This is a genomic window from Colwellia sp. (assembly GCF_013214175.1).
Taxonomy (GTDB): Bacteria; Pseudomonadota; Gammaproteobacteria; order Enterobacterales; family Alteromonadaceae; genus Colwellia.
In genome coordinates this window covers 112,677-130,319 of record NZ_JABSPA010000003.1, presented here as the reverse complement: position 1 = coordinate 130,319, position 17,643 = coordinate 112,677, and the positions used below count along the sequence as shown (strand labels likewise).

Below are 17,643 nucleotides of genomic sequence, written 5' to 3'. Positions count from 1 at the left end.
ATTCCCAACATAAGTATTCCCGCTATTCTTCTGTGGTATCGACTTTTCGTTTACCTTCAGCTAAATAATTTTTTAATAAGCCTTCGATAACTCGGGGGTTTTGACCATCTTGAATACCTAAAACAGCATCCAGTACTAGCTCTTGATTCATTTTTTCTTCTGCCATACGCAGTTTCAATTTAGACGAAATAGGAATAGCGATAACATTGGCGAGGAAGGCGCCGTACAGTGTGGTTAATAATGCTACGGCCATTGCAGGGCCGATGGATTTAGGGTCATCCATATTTGATAACATAGCTACCAAACCAATTAAGGTGCCTATCATGCCCATCGCAGGAGCAACATCGGCGAGCGCCATCATCATATTACTACCGGTCTCATGACGCTCGGTAGTTAAATCAATATCTTTTTGTAAAGTGGCCCTAACCACATCAGCATCATGGCCATCAACCAACATATCTACGCCCTTTTGCATAAAGGCATTAGTTATTTCAGCTTCCTCTAACGCTAAAAAACCACCTTTACGGGCAGCATCTGCCATATCAACCGCTTTTTCAATTAACTCTTCAGGTTTTTCTAATTTAAATATAAAAGCTTTGACGATGATTTTACCCATGCCGAAAAATTGTCCCATATTATAATTAGCCATCACCACAAAAAGTGAACCACCAAAAACGATGATTATTGACTGAGTATCCGCGAACATCATAATATCGCCTGATAATACCATTGCCATGGCTAATAAACCGACGGCACCGACAATACCAATTAACGTAGCTAAATCCACAGAGTTCTCCTAAACAAACAACACATTACGCTTTAAGACCATACTTCAATAAAAGGATAGTACATTATGTAAAAACTATTCGCTAATATCTGACGAATAATTTACTAATAATAAAAAACAGATATAAGTAGTTTATCGCCCGTAGTGTCAATAACTTAACCCTAATGATAAAATATTTTTTGCACAATAATTGCGGTAGGTCAATTGACCCACGTGACAAGCTAGGGTAAGTTTGCCGCAATTATTTATTCCCTATCTGCTTAGAGCAATAATCATGGCTAAAAAGAAACTAGAAAACCTCTCTTTTGAAGAATCATTAAATGAACTTGACACCATAGTACAAAGTTTAGAACAAGGTGAGTTGAGCTTAGAAGAATCGATGGCACTTTTTGAGCGTGGCTTAAACCTTAGCCAAATAAGCCAGGTAAAGTTACAAGCTGCCGAGCAGAAAGTACAAATCCTGCTTGATAAAAACGGCACTGCACAATTAACTGATTTTGATAGTAGTGTGAGCGAAAGTTAATGACCACACTGACCTCTTATGAGGATTTCCAACAACGTATCAATGATTTTCTAACCGCCAAGCTTGATAGTCTTACCATTAATGATGCTAAGTTACTTGAAGCCATGCGTTATGGACTGCTTATTGGCGGTAAACGTATGCGCCCCTATTTAGCCTATATTACCGGGCAAGCAACAGCTGCTAACTTAAATGATATTGATGCAGTTGCTGGCGCGCTTGAATGTATTCATGCTTATTCACTTTTGCATGATGATTTACCCGCCATGGATGATGATGATTTAAGACGCGGTAAACCAACCTGTCATAAGGCCTTTGATGAAGCTACGGCAATTTTAGCGGGTGATGCTCTACAAACTTTAGCTTTTGACATACTGGCCAATCACAGTTTTTCAACAAAGCCAAACTCAGCTACGTTACCGCTACAAGTAAAGCTTATACAACAGTTAGTGCGCGCTTCAGGTTACCTTGGCATGTGTGGTGGACAAGCGCTTGATTTAGCCGCCACAGATAAATCGATTCCATTAAGTGAATTAGAAGTATTACATTCATTAAAAACCGGTGCCTTATTGGAAGCCGCAGTATTAATGCCTGCCGAATGTAGCGAGCAAGTGACCAATGAGCACAAACAAATATTAAGCGAATACGCCCAGCTTATTGGCTTAGCTTACCAAGTCCAAGATGATATTATTGACCTAACCTCGACTGAAGAGCAGCTTGGCAAACCCGTAGGCTCTGATCTTGCAGCAAACAAAAGTACCTACCCGGCACTGCTCGGTTTGCAAGGCGCACAAGACAAAGCAGAAAACTTATTACAACAAGCGCTTCAAGCTTTGGCTAGATTACCTTACAATACCCAATCTTTAGCAGATTTTGCTACCTTTATTGTTAAGCGCAGCCACTAAGCGACTAAGCAGTGCAAAACCTTAAATAAATAATTATTACCAATAGACAAACTATGACTACAAACCTTGCTGACTACCCACTACTTTCACAGATAAATACGCCTGAAGAGCTGCGCAAATTTCCGCAAGCGCAATTAACACGTATTAGTAATGAATTACGTAGTTTCTTATTAAACTCAGTGAGTAAAAGTAGTGGCCACTTTGCATCTGGCCTAGGCACAATTGAGCTCACGGTTGCCTTGCATTATGTTTATAACACGCCATTTGATCATTTAATTTGGGATGTTGGCCATCAGGCATATCCTCATAAAATACTCACTGGTCGTCGTGATCAATTACATACCATCAGACAAAAAGATGGCTTGCACCCTTTTCCATGGCGTGAAGAAAGTGAATACGATGTTTTAAGTGTTGGCCATTCTAGTACCTCAATTTCTGCAGCCTTAGGTTTATCTGTCGCGGCAGAAAAAGAAGGGTTAAACCGTAAAACTGTCGCCGTTATTGGCGATGGCGCTATGACTGCCGGCATGGCTTTTGAAGCGTTAAATCATGCTGGTGACATTAATAAAGATATGCTGGTTATCTTAAATGATAATGAGATGTCTATTTCACAAAATGTTGGTGCACTAAATAATCATTTGGCAAAAATGCTCTCAGGCAGTTTCTATGCTGGCTTACGTGAGGGCGGCAAAAAGATTTTAGGCAATATCCCACCGATTAAAGAATTGGCTAGCCGTGCTGAAGAGCACTTAAAAGGCATGGTTGTGCCCAGTACCTTCTTCGAAGAACTTGGTTTTAATTATATTGGCCCTATTGATGGTCATGATGTTAATGGTTTAGTTGATACTATTAAAAACATGCGCAAGCTAAAAGGACCACAGTTACTCCATATTGCCACTAAGAAAGGTAAGGGTTATCAAGCAGCTGAGCAAGATCCAATTAAGTATCATGCGGTACCTAAATTTAACCCGGAAGATAAAAATTTGCCTAAGGCAAAGCCAAGTTTACCTACCTATTCTAAGATTTTTGGCGATTGGTTATGTAAGACCGCTGAAGTTGATAGTAAGTTAGTCGCCGTTACCCCTGCTATGGCTGAAGGCTCTGGTATGGTCGAATTTAGTCAGCGTTTTCCTGACCAGTACTTTGATGTCGCAATAGCTGAACAACATGCGGTCACCTATGCTGCGGGCCTTGCTATTGGTGGTCAAAAACCAGTGGTAGCGATTTATTCAAGTTTTTTACAACGTGGTTATGATCAATTTATTCACGATATTGCCATACAAAACTTACCGGTTATGTTTGCGGTTGACCGTGCTGGTATTGTTGGCGCTGACGGCGCCACCCATCAAGGTGTCTTTGATTTAAGTTTTTTACGATGTATTCCTAATACCGTCATCATGGCTCCTTCAGATGAACGTGAATGCCAGCTAATGCTTAATACTGGTTTTAAACATAATGGTCCAAGCGTTGTTCGCTACCCTCGTGGTAGTGGTACCGGAGCAACTCTGCCCAGCGTTGATGAAACCATAGCACTTGGTAAAGGTGTCACTGTTCTTAAAGCTGAAGTACCAGAAGGTAGCGGACAATCAGGAAAAAGCATTGCGTTATTAAGCTTTGGCTCTATGTTAGTCCAGGCAAAGAAAGCCGCTATAGAGCTTAATGCTACCTTAGTAGATATGCGTTTTGTTAAACCACTAGATGAAACACTAATTGATGAACTCAATGCCAATCATGACTGTCTGGTAACAATTGAAGATAATGCCATTGCTGGTGGTGCTGGCTCAGGCGTTAATGAATACCTACTTGCTCAGGGCAAGCCTGTTTGCATCCTCAACATTGGTGTTGCTGATCATTTCGTTAAACATGGTACCCAAGAAGAAGTACACCAGGAATTAGGCTTAGATGCCCAAGGTATTATCGCTAAGATACGCAATTTTATTAGCTAGCTTTGAGCCGATATAGCGTTAACTCGATAAGCGAGTTAACGGACAAAAAAAAGGATAATGAAGTAAATTCATTATCCTTTTTTTTGTTTAGCACTAAATTTTTGCTGCTAGCTTAGTGGTACAAGGTAGCAAAGCTTAGAAACAATTTATATAAAACCAGAAATTATAAGTTTGTTACGTCAATTCTGTTTTTTAAGTTATCTTCAAGCGCAGATTTTTTCTCACGCTCTTGTCGTTTTTCACAAGGGTTATCACAGTTACACTCTTTATCAATGCCTACGCTTGCTAAACCACCGCAACTACCTGCTAAGGCTTTATTCTGGAAAATATACCCCACTGCCATAGCAGTGCCTACCACAAGGAAAAAACCAAAGGTAATAAAAAAAATCATCATAATACTATGCTCTCAACTCACTCTATTTACTTAACTTACATACTTAACTAAAGACAGCCAATGCTCTGGACAAGAGTCATTGTGCTAAATTTACCACAGACCATTTCCAACATAAGAACTAGTGCTAAGGGTTATCAAGACTTTATTACTTCAAATATTGTTTGAATTTTACCGTAAATCGCTCATCAAAGCCATTTTCAGTCTTCGAAATAAATAATGCCGCCAAATCATTTTTCGCAGCAAAAGCCATACCCTTTTCCATGCCCATCACCATCAAGGTTGTTGATAAACCATCTGCGGTCATAGATGACGGATGAATAACAGTTACCGATACTAGCTTATGATGAATAGGCTTGCCGGTATCTGGGTCAATAATATGTGAAAAACGTATACCATCAGCTTCAAAATAATTACGGTAATCACCAGAAGTGGCCACTGCATTATCTTTAGGAATAATCACTTGCTGTACACTGCGCTCATTCGTAAGTGGCTTTTCAATAGCAATAGCCCATAGCTCACCTGTGTGCTTAAAGCCCTTTAAACGCATTTCTCCGCCAATTTCTACTAAGTAGTTGGTAAAGCCATTACTTTCAATTATTTCAGCAACAACATCGACACCATAGCCTTTAGCCGTAGTAGATAAATCTATATACAAATCAGGGATTTTCTTAGATAGTTTGTTGCCCTCTAATGTTAGGTTCTGCAAACCGACACGCTTATGAGTCAATGCAATTACCTCATCACTAGGTGCAGTTTCAGGACGTTTTTCAGGACCAAAGCCCCAAAGATTAACTAATGGACCAATACTGACATCAAGCTTGCCTTCACTTAAGTTCCATAAACGAATTGACTCTTTAACTACGCGAGCAAAACCTGCTGAGACTTCCACTGGTTCAGTCGATGTCGATTGATTAAACCTGGATAGTTCAGAGTTAGGCATATAAGTCGACATTTCTAGGTTAACTTGCTTCAGCGCAGCATCAATTTGTTGTTTTAATTCAAGCGCTAATATCTGCTCTTCTGTCGCCACTACTTTAATATTATAAGTAGTACCCATGGTACGACCTTGCAGTAACACCTCTATTTTATTTGAAGGGTTACTCGGGAAACAAGCTGATAGGCTTATTAGTAAAACAGTTAACAACACTAGTTTCAATTTATTCATAAGGGTTCCAAATTATTATTTATATCGCTATATTCTTTTTCAAAAAATATAGCGATATAAATAATTTACTTGCTGTACTAGTTCATAAAACAATAAGGACGACCGAAGTCGTCCTTATCAATATATTCATCCGATGAGTAATTGTTTAATTTTTAACGCTGAATATTACCTTTAGTTCAAGAAGGCTGCGCGGAGTTGACGTTAGTCAATGAGCACAGTCGACGATGAAATCAAGGCAATAGGCAAGTTAAAATAAACGATTAACCGCCGAAGTCATCCAACATAATATTATCGTCTTCTACACCAAGATCTTTAAGCATACCGATAACAGCAGCATTCATCATTGGCGGACCACACATGTAGTATTCACAATCTTCTGGCGCTTCGTGATCTTTCAAGTATTCTTCGAAAAGAACATTATGAATAAAACCAGTCATGCCATCCCAGTTATCATCTGGTTGTGGATCAGACAAGGCAACATGCCAAACAAAGTTGTCATTTTCAGCTGCTAGGCCGTTATAATCATCTTCATAGAACATTTCACGCTTAGAACGTGCACCATACCAGAAACTTATCTTACGCTTAGATTTAAGGCGCTTAAGTTGGTCAAAGATATGAGAACGCATCGGTGCCATACCTGCACCACCACCAATAAAGACCATTTCATTATCAGTTTCTTTAGCGAAGAACTCGCCAAATGGACCTGAAATTGTCACTTTATCACCGGCTTTAAGGCTGAAAATGTACGAAGACATTTTACCTGCTGGTAAATGTAAGCGTCCAGGAGGCGGCGTAGCAATACGCACGTTCAGCATAATAATGCCTTCCTCTTCTGGGTAACTTGCCATTGAGTAGGCACGTAAAGTTTCTTCATCAACTTTCGATTCAACATCGAAGAAACCAAAGTGTTTCCAATCGCCACGGTACTGTTCATCAATGTCAAAATCACTGTATTTCACATGATGTGCAGGTGCTTCAATTTGAATATAACCACCGGCTTTAAATGGTACTGATTCGCCATCAGGAATTCTTAACACTAATTCTTTGATAAACGTTGCTTGGTTATCATTAGAGATAACTTCACATTCCCATTTTTGCACGCCGAAGATTTCATCTTCAACTTCAATTACCATGTCTTGCTTAACAGCAACTTGACAGGCTAAACGACAACCTTCTTTTGCTTGACGTTTAGTAATATGCCCTTCTTCAGTTGGTAAAATATCACCACCACCTGAATGCACGTCAACACGACATTGGCCACAAGTACCGCCACCGCCACATGCTGAAGGAATAAAAATACCTTGGTCTGCTAATACGCCTAACAATTTGCCACCTGCAGCAGCAGTCACTGACTTGCTTGGGTCGCCATTAATACTAATTGTAATGTCACCTGTAGAAACTAACTTTGATTTAGCGAATAAAATCACTAACACCAAAAGTAAAACTATCGCGGTAAACATCGATATGCCGAGAATAATTTCCATCGACTTTTCCTTTAATTTTATTAAGGGTCTAACAGCCATTGTTAACTGTTAAACCAACATTAACCTTGAGTTACAGGGAAATACCACCGAAAGAAAGGAAGCCAAAAGCCATCAATCCAGCAGTAATAAACGTAATTCCTAAACCTTTTAATCCGTCTGGTATATCAGAATATTTCATCTTTTCACGCAGACCAGCCATCAATACAATCGCTAACATCCAACCAACACCAGAGCCAATGCCATAAACGACACTTTCACCTAAGGTTAAATTTTTCGCTACCATGAAAGATACCGCACCAAATATTGCACAGTTAACGGTGATTAAAGGTAAGAATATTCCCAACGCTTGATACAAAGCAGGGAAATATTTATCTAAAATCATTTCCAAAATTTGTACTAACGCCGCAATAACACCAATAAAGGTAATAAAAGATAAGAAGCTTAAGTCAATTGATTCTTTCGGATCAGTAATGCCCATAATACTATCTAAAGCGCCCGGCGCTAAAATAGCTTGATAGATTATTTGGTTAGCCGGAACAGCCAAACCTAATACCACTACCACTGCAACACCTAAGCCAATGGCTGTACTTACTTTCTTAGACACAGCTAAGAATGTACACATACCAAGGAAGAAACTTAGCGCCATATTCTCAATGAAGATGGTTTTAATAAAAATACTTAAATAATGTTCCATGGATTAATCCTTCTCTACTTGTTCAGGTTTCCACTGGCGAATTGCCCAGATGATTAAACCAATAATGAAGAATGAACTAAATGGTAATACCAATAAGCCGTTACCTTGATACCAGCCACCGTTTTGCACTAACTGAAACACTTCCATGCCAAATATAGTACCAAAACCAAAGAGTTCTCGGAAAAAAGCCACGACCATTAATACTGCGCCATAACCCAAACCATTGCCTAAACCGTCAATAAAGCTTATGCCCGGCTTTTCTTTCATAGCAAAAGCTTCAGCGCGACCCATAACGATACAGTTAGTGATGATCAGACCAATAAATACTGATAACTCTTTCGATAATTGATACGAGAAAGCTTTCAATACTTGGTCAACAACAATAACTAGTGAGGCTATAATCGCCATTTGCACAATAATACGCACACTTGACGGTATTTGATTACGAATAACCGATATAAAGAAGTTTGAAAATGCTGTTACTACCATCACTGCTAGCGTCATGACTAATGCATTAGCCATTGAGCTTGTTACCGCTAAGGCAGAACAAACACCTAAAACTTGTAAAGCAATTGGGTTGTTATCAATAACTGGCCCAAATAAGGCTTTTTTAGTATCTGAAGACATTAATCAAGCCCTCCATCTTTAAATTTGCTGATGAAAGGACCATAGCCCTCAGCACCTAACCAAAAATGCAAAGTATGCTCAACACCATTACTGGTTAATGTCGCACCAGATAAAGCATCAACACCGTGAATGTCACCTTGTTTAGCGCCACCTTTAACGATTTTAATGGCAATATCACCTTGCTCGTTAAACATTTTTTTACCTGGCCATAAGGCTTTCCATCTAGGATTCAGCACTTCAGCGCCTAAGCCAGGGGTTTCCTTAAGGTCAGAGTAAACTACGCTGCTAACGGTATTTAAATCAGCTTCTAAGCCAACAAAACCATACATTAAATCCCATAAGCCCATACCTAAGATAGGTAAGACAATAGTGTTTAATTGACCTTGTTCGTTTTTAACTAGGTAAACAACCGCACTATTAGCACGACGGTTAATACCCGCCATGTCATTTTTAGGTTTGATACTTTGAGTAACATCACGCGCAGCCTTACGTTCATCAAAAGCATTTACATCACCATCAATAATTGCCCCTGAATCAAGATCAATCATTTTAGCAACAACATACTTTTCGTAAGTACTAACAATGCTTTTATCTTCGCTACCAGCAACTTTTATGTTTTCCGGTTTTAAAGCTACAGCTAATAAATTAGATGCTTCAAGAATTTTAGTTTGTTTGTCGAGTAATTTGTTAGCCGTTTGTAATGGTTTTAAGCCCACTGCAGCCACTGATACCAGAGCTGCACACACTAAACAAATAATTAAAACAAAGATCAGCGTACCGGCAACCGTTTCAGTTTTTTTAGTTTTAGACATTGCGAGCAAGCCTCCGTTTGATGTTGCCTTGTACGACAAAGTAGTCAAACAATGGTGCGAACAAGTTTGCAAATAATATCGCTAACATCATGCCTTCAGGGAAAGCAGGGTTAACAACACGAACCAATACCACCATCACGCCAACGAGTGCACCAAACCAGTATTTACCGGTATTAGTAAATGAAGCCGACACTGGATCTGTTGCCATAAACATCATACCAAAGGCAAAACCACCAATAACGAAGTGCCAATGCCAAGGCATAGCAAACATTGCATTAGTTTCACTACCAATAAGATTGAATAATAACGAGGTAAGTACCATACCACCAAACACACCTAAGACGATGCGCCATGAAGCAATGCCTTTATAAAGGATGTAAGCACCACCCAACAAAATAGCAAAAGTAGATACTTCACCAACAGAGCCTGGAATAAAGCCCCAGAATGCATTCCACCAATCTGCGTTCATGGTGTAATCAACCATGCCCGCCGTACCAGCATTAAATGCACTTAACATAGTAGCGCCTGAGAAGCCGTCAACAGCAACCCAAACCGCATCACCTGATATTTGAGCAGGGTAAGCAAAGAATAAAAACGCACGACCCGCTAATGCTGGGTTTAAGAAGTTTTTACCTGTACCACCAAAGATTTCTTTAGCGATAACTATACCAAAAGTAATACCAATGGCTACTTGCCATAATGGAATACTCGCTGGCAAGATAAGTGCGAATAATATAGAGGAAACGAAGAAACCTTCATTAACTTCATGTTTACGCACAGCAGCAAAAAGAACTTCCCAGAAACCACCTACAGCAAATGTAACCGCATAGATTGGTAGAAAGAAACAAGCACCGTAAAGCATCATGCTAAAAGTATCAGCACTGGCCGTTAGCGAACCACCAAGCAAGGTAAACAAATCTACTTGCCAAGATTGTGGTAAAGCATAACCCGCCGCTAATGCGTCAACAGCTTGATAACCAATGTTATACATGCCAAAGAACATGGCAGGGAAAACCGCAAGCCAGACTGTGATCATGATACGCTTTAAATCAATGCTATCACGAATATGGGTTTTACCTTTGTTCACATAACCTGGGGTAAATAATCCCGTAGCAACGGCTTCGTAAAGTGCAAACCATTTCTCATGTTTGCCGCCTTTTTCAAAATGCGGTTCAATGTCTTCAATAAACTTTTTCAAGCCCATGACTAACCTTCCTTTTCGATTGTGGTTAGGCAATCACGAAGAATTACACCGTAATCTGTTTTGCCTGGGCAAACAAATGTACACAGTGCTAAATCTTCTTCGTCTAGCTCTAAGGCACCTAGTTGTTGCGCGCCGTCGGTATCACCAGAGCAAATATCGCGTAAAAACAAGGTAGGTAAAATATCTAATGGCATAACACGTTCAAAGTTACCAATTGGCACCATGGCGCGAGGGCTACCGTTAGTCGTAGTGGTCATGTTAAATAACTTACTTGGGAACAAGTGCGACAAATAAGCGCGTGTTACCGAGAATTTATTTGCACCTGGGTACATATAACCAATAAAGTCTTTTTCACGACCTTCAAGAATTAATGATACTTGTACATTATAACGACCTAAATAACCGTGAACTGCTGCCGCGGTTGAGCCCATTAGTAATGAACCTGAAACAACACGTAGTTCACCATCAACGGTTTCACCTGCTGATAATTCAGCAGTACTTGCACCTAGAACCGTACGTATTAAACGAGGGTTAGTAGCAGCTGGGCCGGCAAGTGAGACAACACGGGTATTGTCAAGTTCACCAGTGGTGAATAATTTGGCAACAGCGATAACGTCTTGATAACCAACATGCCAAACAAACCTGTCGGCGCTTGCTGATTTTAAGAAGTGAATATGTGTACCTACAAGACCTGCAGGATGCTTACCAGCAAATTCAGTTACTGTTGCATTAGTATCTACTGGGATATTTGCCCCAGGAGCCTTGCTAACAAATACTTCACCGTCAGTTAAGCGAGATAAAATAGTTAAACCATTTTTAAACGCTTCACTTTGTTCATTAATGATGACTTCTGGATTTGCAGCTAATGGATTAGTATCCATGGCGCTAACAAAAATCGCAGCAGGTGCACTATCAACGGCAGGTACTTTGCTGAATGGGCGAGTTCTAAATGCTGTCCATAAACCTGAATCGACTAGGTTCTTAACAACGTCTTTGCGTGCTAGAGAAGCAAATTCAGTTGCTGGATAAGCGGTAAACGTTTCTTGATCATAGCCATCTACATCGATAACAACTGATTGTAAAACACGTTTTTCACCACGGTTAATTTCTTTAACAACACCGGCAGCTTGAGCTGTGAATTTAACGCCAGGATTTTTTTTATCTTCAAAAATCGCTTGACCTTTTTTAACGCGATCACCCACTTTAACAAACATGGTTGGACGCATACCCACAAACTCTTCACCGAGTGTTGCAACGGTTTTGATGGACGGACCATCATGGATTACCTGCTGGGGAGCACCTTTTACAGGAACATCCAAGCCTTTTTTTATTGTAATCATAAACACTTGCACTACTTTTGATGGGAGTATAAAAATCAGTTCATTAGTTTATCTAATCAATATCAACTACCCTACAACCATGTATAAACAAAGTTAAAGTATAAATATCAATTAGATAAAATGTAAGTCACCAATTTCAGTGTATTTCAGTGAAGAATTAATTTTAGCGTTGCCACTAAAGAAAAATACCCACTGGCTCTAAGTTAAAATTTTCTGGCGCGATAGTACCATAAAATGACCTTTTTATTCTACGGGGATTCAGGATTTTTCATTACAATTTAGCCTATTAATGGACTTTTTGCGTAGCTTTTGCTGATAATTTAACCTAGGCAGTAAAGTTATCCTGCTATAGGTTTTTTATTACTCGGTAGTTGCAGCCATTTTGATTGAGTTTTGATGATTAAATTTCACATTGATAACTTAGCAAGCAACCGATGTTTTCCTTGTTAACTAAACAGAAATTGATATGAACATGATAATTTAACTGCGATGAGGTAATTTACTTACCAATATTATTTCGCCACTGCTTACTTTGTCAGCTAAATTAAAGTCACCAATACGTTCAAATTTGCTTAAGTCAAAATGTTCCCCTGCTGAAATACCCGCCCAACCATCTCGGCCGTTATCTTTAACGTGATAAAGCGCTTTATCAGCGACTTCAATGAGTTGTGAACAACTTAAGCGACAAGTAGCAGCGCGATCAAAGGGAATAGTGGTATAGCCAATAGAAACTGTTTTAGTTATTTTTTCACCACTGGATATTTCAAATGATTTATTTCCTACTTTAGTTCGTAAACGCTCAGCCATCTCTTGAGCTTTATCAGCTTGCGTAAAACGTGAAACTATTAAGAACTCTTCTCCTCCCCAACGAATAATATGATCTGATGAACGAAAGACATCTTGTAGTAAAGCCGAGAATTGCTTCAAAACCATATCACCTGATTCATGGCCATATTTATCATTTACCTCTTTAAAAAAATCAATGTCGGCGAAAAAAAAGGTCACGTCGGCATTGAGGGTATTATCTTTTTTCAAGCGCATCGATTGGGAAATATCTTGATCAATGGTGCTTTCTAAAAAGCGTCTATTTTTCAAACCCGTCAATGAATCGGTTAAGGCTGCTTGCTCATAAGCGATAAAAAGAATTCTGTGTTTATGTACCTGGTAGCTGACTTTAAGCAGTAATAGCGCTACCAGTACATAAATTAATTTCGCCCACCATGTCCACCAAAGTGGTGGCAATATTGTGATAGATAAATCGGTTTTTTCTCCCCAGATAGGGTTAAAGGTATATGCCCCTCGAATAGATAGGGTGTACTGTCCGGGGTTTAAGTTGGTATAGGTTACCCTCCTATTTTTAGCGCTATTTTTAATCCAGGCTTCATCAAAACCCAGTAACCTATGCTGATAAATAACCTTGTTTGGCTGCCTAAAGTCTAATGCTGATATATCAAATGAAATAATATTTTCATTATCAGGAAGGGTTAAATGTTGAGTTTGATAAATAGGCTTAGTCAGAATCCCATTTTTTTCATTAACTTGTACTGACTTATTTGCTAGCAGCAGGTCATCAATGGTAACTTTAATTTTGTGTTCTTTGGTCACTATATGCCTAGGGGAAAACGACAACAGCCCATAATCAGAGCCAAAATATAACTGATTATTTATCGCTAGACCATGAGCAGCATTATTAAAACCGCCCTTTATGCCATCTAATATGCTAAAAGTGTCAAATTGATAAGTTAACGGTGAAAAACGATATAAATTATTATTACTTGCTAACCAAAGCATACCAGCGTTATCTTTTTGCATCCCTGATAATATAGTGGATAAATGCTGCTGTAGAACTAAAACTGTATTGCCATTAATATTCTTGGTAATTTCTTCTATTTTCCATAGCCCAGTATTGGTGGCTAACCAAATATTGTGCTGATCATCTTCGGCTATTTTTGCCACAGTTGAGAAACGAACACTGCTCGCTGGCAGTTGCTCATTAAAACTAAAGACAAGTTCAACAGGCATATCAGTTTTTTTTAAATATACGCCTTCTGTCGTCACTAACCACAATTTGAAACGGCTATCTAGAAACATAGCATTTACTGAGCCATTACTAGGGTAAATTTTTTCCTTCCCTACTAGATCTATATGTTTTATTTCATTTGTCTGTGAATTGAATTCATATAAACCACTAGCAGAGCCAATAAATAGCTTGTTATTATACTCAAAAATTTCACTAATATAATCGCTTGAGCCACGTCCACCATCTTTATTAAGCAAAGTAAAAGTAATGAAGTCATCAGATTCTTTTTGATATTTATTCAGGCCACCATTACTTGTGCCTACCCAGATATCACCATTGCTTTGCTGCTTAATAGTGGTTATGGCATTATCGGATAATGAGTTTGCATCAGATTTTTGATGTTTAAAGTGTTTAATTAGCTGCAGATTAGCACTGAGGTGAAGAACACCGCTTGTTTCAGTGCCCAGCCATACATCACCATTATTGTCAGTAAGAATAGATGATATCGACTTTTCATGAATGCTACCTGGAAAATATTGAGTTAAACTTTCCAAATGAAAATTATGATCATCTAAAACAAGAGAATGTAACTTGCCACGCCAACTGCCTAGCCAAATACTACCATGCTCATCGCACATTAAAGCATAATAAGCCGCATGACCTAAGGTTGATAATTCTGGATACTCGTCCTTTAAGTAATGAAATTGTTCTGTGGTTAAATCAAAGTAAGCAACACCATTAAGTGTACCTAACCACAACATATTTTTCCTATCCCTCATCATAGTAACAATGGTTTGTGGCCCAACATTTTTTTTATCTCCGCTACCTAAGTAAAATCGTCTTACCTTGCCAGTATTAATATCAAGCATATTCAAACCACCTCCCCAAGTACCAACCCATAACTTATGGTTGCTGTCATCAAATGACAACGATTTAATAGTATTACTCGAGAGCGTGTTGTTATCTTTTGCACTCGTTTGATAATACGTTAGTTTACTTGTTCGTTTATTTAATTGGATGACACCGTAATCCCTAGTGGCTATCCATAGATCACCGGTATTACTTTCCACCAAGTCGCGTAAATATAGCGTTGCAGTATTTTGCGGATTAATTAATGGGATTCTCTGAAAGTTATTGCTATCGGTATTATATTTATTTAAACCGCCACCAGAGGTAGCAATATATAAATCACCTTGTTTAGAAAGTAACAGTTTGCGAATATTATTATGGCTCAGGCTATACGAATTATTTTTATCATGCTGAAACAAGGTGATTTTTTGATTACTGCTCGTCAGTTTCACCAGACCTTTATTACGGGTACCAAACCACAGATCCTTATTATTGTCTTGAATAATAGACCAGACTTCTAGCTGCTCGAAGTCTTTGCTGATACTTTTAAACTCATAGCCGTCATAGCGCAATACCCCTCCGGAAGTACCCAACCAAATAAAGCCCTGATGATCTTGAAACATGGTAAAAATAGTTAAACTTTCAATTTGTAAAGCGCCCAAAGGGTTTTGCAGATGATAAGCCGGGGGGAAATGGTTACTAGGTGCTAAGTTAGCATTAACACCTTGCAACACTAAAAGTAGCAATAGTATTGAGTGAGTAAGGAAAGGTTTGACTAACTTAAGGCTCAATTTACACCTCTAACTGACCACTTTTTGTACTAGGTCAATTAAGTAAAGTATAAGAGCTGAATTATTGCAATAAGCCTAGGTGATCAAGTTAATCAATGTGTTTTATTAGCAACAAAAAAGCAGCAAAAAATATTGCTGCCTTAAACGTTCTACTTTTATGTCTAGTCTAGTTGCTATATCAACAACTTACCCCAACCATAATTTTAATTAGGCCTGAAAAATAGCCTCAATTGATAAGTTTTGCTGCGATAAAATATCACGTAAGCGTTTTAATGCTTCCACTTGAATTTGGCGAACACGTTCCCGAGTTAAACCAATTTCACAACCTACATCTTCTAAGGTTGCCGCTTCATAGCCAAGTAAACCGAAACGTCTTGCTAAGACTTCCCTTTGCTTAGTATTAAGCTCATTTAGCCAATGAACTATGTTATTGCTCATATCTTCAGATTGTAAGTCACTTTCAGGACCGGCGCTTTTTTCATCCGCAATAACATCAAGTAGTGCTTTATCTGAATCTCCGGCAAAAGGCGTATCGACTGAAGCAATACGCTCATTTAAACGCAACATTTTATTGACGTCAGCTACAGGTTTATCAAGGTGAGAGGCTATATCTTCTGCGGTAGGTTCATGATCAAGTTTTTGAACTAATTCACGTGATGCACGTAAATAAATATTAAGTTCTTTAACAACATGTATGGGTAATCGAATAGTACGGGTTTGGTTCATGATTGCCCGTTCAATGGTCTGCCGTATCCACCATGTGGCATAGGTAGAGAAGCGAAAGCCTCTTTCGGGGTCAAATTTTTCAACCGCTCTAATTAAGCCCAAATTACCTTCTTCAATTAAGTCTAATAAGGGCAGTCCCCGATTATTATAACGTCTGGCAATTTTGACAACTAAACGTAGATTACTTTCTATCATACGTTTGCGTGAAGGCTCGTCCCCTTTAAGGGCTAGGCGTGAGAAATATACTTCTTCTTCAGCGGTTAATAATGGTGAAAAACCAATTTCGCTTAAATAAATCTGCGTCGCATCTAAATTAGATGATACGTCTTCCTTTGATTCTACAGTACTTTTTTCTTCTTGTAATTTGACCATGCTATTCTCCCAAATTTGCAAAGCTTGTTTTTAATATTTAAATATTCACGGTAACTCCGATTGTTTTTTAGTATTTATCTTAAGGTTTTTATTTACTGCTATTATTTTATAGCATTATCTTTTTGGTAAATATTTTAAAGGGTTAACTGATTTTCCTCGAAAGCGTATTTCAAAATGAAGCATAACTTTGTTGGCATCAGTATCTCCCATGGTGGCAATAACATCCCCTATATTAATGAACTGCTTTTCTTTAACTAGGATGCGATCGTTGTGGGCATATGCACTAAGGTAGTCATCGTTATGTTTTATAATAATGAGTTTACCGTAGCCCCGAAGAGCGTTACCTGCATATACCACCTTACCTTTCGCCGTAGCTTTAATTTTAGTACCGCGACGATTAGTAATATCAATGCCTTTATTACCTTGAGCACTATTTGAAAACAACTTAACAACTTTGCCTTTAACGGGCCATTGCCAACGGCTAATTTTCTGTGAAAATTTTCCTGCTGGTAAAGTGCTGTTTTGGTATGTTTTCTGAGCGCTTACATTTTCACCATACGCCTGCTTTTTCGTAGATGCAAGTGTATTTTTTTTGCTATTTTTCTTGCTAGCTGTAGAGCTTTTAGTCGAATTTTTATTCGACACCTTATCCTTACTTACTTTCGTTGATTTTTTAGCCCTTTGTTCAACTAAAAATAATTTTTGTCCGGGGTAAATTCGATAAGGAGGAGAGATTTTATTTAACTGAGCTATTTTTCTAATATCAGAATTTGCCCGCCAAGCGATAGAATAAAGAGTTTCGCCTTTCTTTACAGTGTATTGCGTAGATTTTATCGAATCTCGGTTATGTTCACCTAAGATACGAGTGCTATGAATATTTGATACCGGAGCAGGAGTATTCCTGCTACTACAAGAGAAAAGTGTGACAGCGAATATAAAGTAAGCAAATGTGTATTTGATGGTACGAAAAGCAATCACAATGACTCCCTTCGGGGAAGTGCCCTTTG

Annotated in this window: 15 protein-coding genes; 3 read left to right on the top strand and 12 right to left on the bottom strand. The window is 38.7% G+C overall.

Annotation, left to right across the window (positions count from 1 at the left end):
* Positions 1-22: 22 nt before the first annotated feature.
* Positions 23-787 (bottom strand): flagellar motor protein PomA, encoded by a 765-nt coding sequence (gene pomA / locus HRT55_RS09070; RefSeq protein ID WP_291620640.1) that lies wholly within the window; start codon positions 785-787, stop codon positions 23-25.
* 274 nt (positions 788-1,061) lie between these two features.
* Between pomA and HRT55_RS09065 the strand changes: the two genes are divergently transcribed.
* Genes HRT55_RS09065 through dxs form a run of 3 tightly spaced genes read left to right on the top strand, consistent with a single transcriptional unit; the run spans position 1,062 to position 4,158 of the window.
* Complete coding sequence (locus HRT55_RS09065; protein WP_291611804.1) at positions 1,062-1,310, top strand: exodeoxyribonuclease VII small subunit; 249 nt, start codon at positions 1,062-1,064, stop codon at positions 1,308-1,310.
* A complete protein-coding gene (gene ispA, locus HRT55_RS09060; protein WP_291620638.1) occupies positions 1,310-2,212 on the top strand; it encodes a (2E,6E)-farnesyl diphosphate synthase in 903 nt (300 codons plus the stop codon). The genes HRT55_RS09065 and ispA overlap by 1 nt, the downstream gene beginning before the upstream one ends.
* Positions 2,213-2,265: 53 nt before the next feature.
* A complete protein-coding gene (dxs, locus tag HRT55_RS09055; RefSeq protein ID WP_291620635.1) occupies positions 2,266-4,158 on the top strand; it encodes a 1-deoxy-D-xylulose-5-phosphate synthase in 1,893 nt (630 codons plus the stop codon).
* 163 nt (positions 4,159-4,321) lie between these two features.
* Here the strand turns inward: dxs and nqrM are convergent, their stop codons facing one another.
* From nqrM to HRT55_RS09000, 11 genes are all read right to left on the bottom strand, one after another.
* Complete coding sequence (nqrM, locus tag HRT55_RS09050) at positions 4,322-4,552, bottom strand: (Na+)-NQR maturation NqrM (RefSeq protein WP_291611798.1); 231 nt, start codon at positions 4,550-4,552, stop codon at positions 4,322-4,324.
* A gap of 145 nt (positions 4,553-4,697) precedes the next feature.
* Complete coding sequence (locus HRT55_RS09045; RefSeq protein WP_291620633.1) at positions 4,698-5,717, bottom strand: FAD:protein FMN transferase; 1,020 nt, start codon at positions 5,715-5,717, stop codon at positions 4,698-4,700.
* Between the two features lie 260 nt (positions 5,718-5,977).
* Positions 5,978-7,201: an NADH:ubiquinone reductase (Na(+)-transporting) subunit F gene (gene nqrF / locus HRT55_RS09040; protein WP_291620631.1), complete on the bottom strand. Its 1,224-nt coding sequence runs from the start codon at positions 7,199-7,201 to the stop codon at positions 5,978-5,980.
* A gap of 70 nt (positions 7,202-7,271) precedes the next feature.
* A complete protein-coding gene (nqrE, locus tag HRT55_RS09035; RefSeq protein ID WP_291620630.1) occupies positions 7,272-7,895 on the bottom strand; it encodes an NADH:ubiquinone reductase (Na(+)-transporting) subunit E in 624 nt (207 codons plus the stop codon).
* A 3-nt stretch (positions 7,896-7,898) separates the two neighbouring features.
* Positions 7,899-8,522 (bottom strand): NADH:ubiquinone reductase (Na(+)-transporting) subunit D, encoded by a 624-nt coding sequence (locus HRT55_RS09030; protein WP_291620629.1) that lies wholly within the window; start codon positions 8,520-8,522, stop codon positions 7,899-7,901.
* Positions 8,522-9,334, bottom strand: a complete 813-nt coding sequence (locus HRT55_RS09025; RefSeq protein WP_291620628.1) for a Na(+)-translocating NADH-quinone reductase subunit C — start codon at positions 9,332-9,334, stop codon at positions 8,522-8,524. Before HRT55_RS09025 ends, HRT55_RS09030 begins: the two co-directional genes overlap by 1 nt.
* Entirely contained in the window at positions 9,327-10,538 is a 1,212-nt protein-coding gene (locus tag HRT55_RS09020) for an NADH:ubiquinone reductase (Na(+)-transporting) subunit B (RefSeq protein WP_291620627.1), read from the bottom strand. The genes HRT55_RS09025 and HRT55_RS09020 overlap by 8 nt, the downstream gene beginning before the upstream one ends.
* 2 nt (positions 10,539-10,540) lie before the next feature.
* The gene (locus tag HRT55_RS09015; protein ID WP_291620626.1) at positions 10,541-11,878 is read right to left on the bottom strand and encodes a Na(+)-translocating NADH-quinone reductase subunit A; all 1,338 of its coding nucleotides are present in this window, start codon (positions 11,876-11,878) and stop codon (positions 10,541-10,543) included.
* 480 nt (positions 11,879-12,358) lie between these two features.
* A complete protein-coding gene (locus HRT55_RS09010; protein ID WP_291620625.1) occupies positions 12,359-15,538 on the bottom strand; it encodes a ligand-binding sensor domain-containing diguanylate cyclase in 3,180 nt (1,059 codons plus the stop codon).
* A 207-nt stretch (positions 15,539-15,745) separates the two neighbouring features.
* Complete coding sequence (gene rpoS, locus HRT55_RS09005) at positions 15,746-16,636, bottom strand: RNA polymerase sigma factor RpoS (RefSeq protein ID WP_291620624.1); 891 nt, start codon at positions 16,634-16,636, stop codon at positions 15,746-15,748.
* Positions 16,637-16,750: 114 nt separating this feature from the next.
* On the bottom strand, positions 16,751-17,614 hold the full coding sequence (locus tag HRT55_RS09000; protein WP_291620623.1) for a peptidoglycan DD-metalloendopeptidase family protein: 864 nt from the start codon (positions 17,612-17,614) through the stop codon (positions 16,751-16,753).
* Positions 17,615-17,643: the final 29 nt, after the last annotated feature.

Excerpts from the sequence above, each read along its gene's own strand:
- HRT55_RS09065 (WP_291611804.1), top strand. The coding sequence starts at position 1,062 with ATGGCTAAAAAGAAACTAGAAAACCTCTCTTTTGAAGAATCATTAAAT.
- ispA (WP_291620638.1), top strand. The coding sequence starts at position 1,310 with ATGACCACACTGACCTCTTATGAGGATTTCCAACAACGTATCAATGAT.
- dxs (WP_291620635.1), top strand. The coding sequence starts at position 2,266 with ATGACTACAAACCTTGCTGACTACCCACTACTTTCACAGATAAATACG.
- nqrM (WP_291611798.1), bottom strand. The coding sequence starts at position 4,552 with ATGATGATTTTTTTTATTACCTTTGGTTTTTTCCTTGTGGTAGGCACT.
- HRT55_RS09045 (WP_291620633.1), bottom strand. The coding sequence starts at position 5,717 with ATGAATAAATTGAAACTAGTGTTGTTAACTGTTTTACTAATAAGCCTA.
- nqrF (WP_291620631.1), bottom strand. The coding sequence starts at position 7,201 with ATGGAAATTATTCTCGGCATATCGATGTTTACCGCGATAGTTTTACTT.
- nqrE (WP_291620630.1), bottom strand. The coding sequence starts at position 7,895 with ATGGAACATTATTTAAGTATTTTTATTAAAACCATCTTCATTGAGAAT.
- HRT55_RS09030 (WP_291620629.1), bottom strand. The coding sequence starts at position 8,522 with ATGTCTTCAGATACTAAAAAAGCCTTATTTGGGCCAGTTATTGATAAC.
- HRT55_RS09025 (WP_291620628.1), bottom strand. The coding sequence starts at position 9,334 with ATGTCTAAAACTAAAAAAACTGAAACGGTTGCCGGTACGCTGATCTTT.
- HRT55_RS09020 (WP_291620627.1), bottom strand. The coding sequence starts at position 10,538 with ATGGGCTTGAAAAAGTTTATTGAAGACATTGAACCGCATTTTGAAAAA.
- HRT55_RS09015 (WP_291620626.1), bottom strand. The coding sequence starts at position 11,878 with ATGATTACAATAAAAAAAGGCTTGGATGTTCCTGTAAAAGGTGCTCCC.
- rpoS (WP_291620624.1), bottom strand. The coding sequence starts at position 16,636 with ATGGTCAAATTACAAGAAGAAAAAAGTACTGTAGAATCAAAGGAAGAC.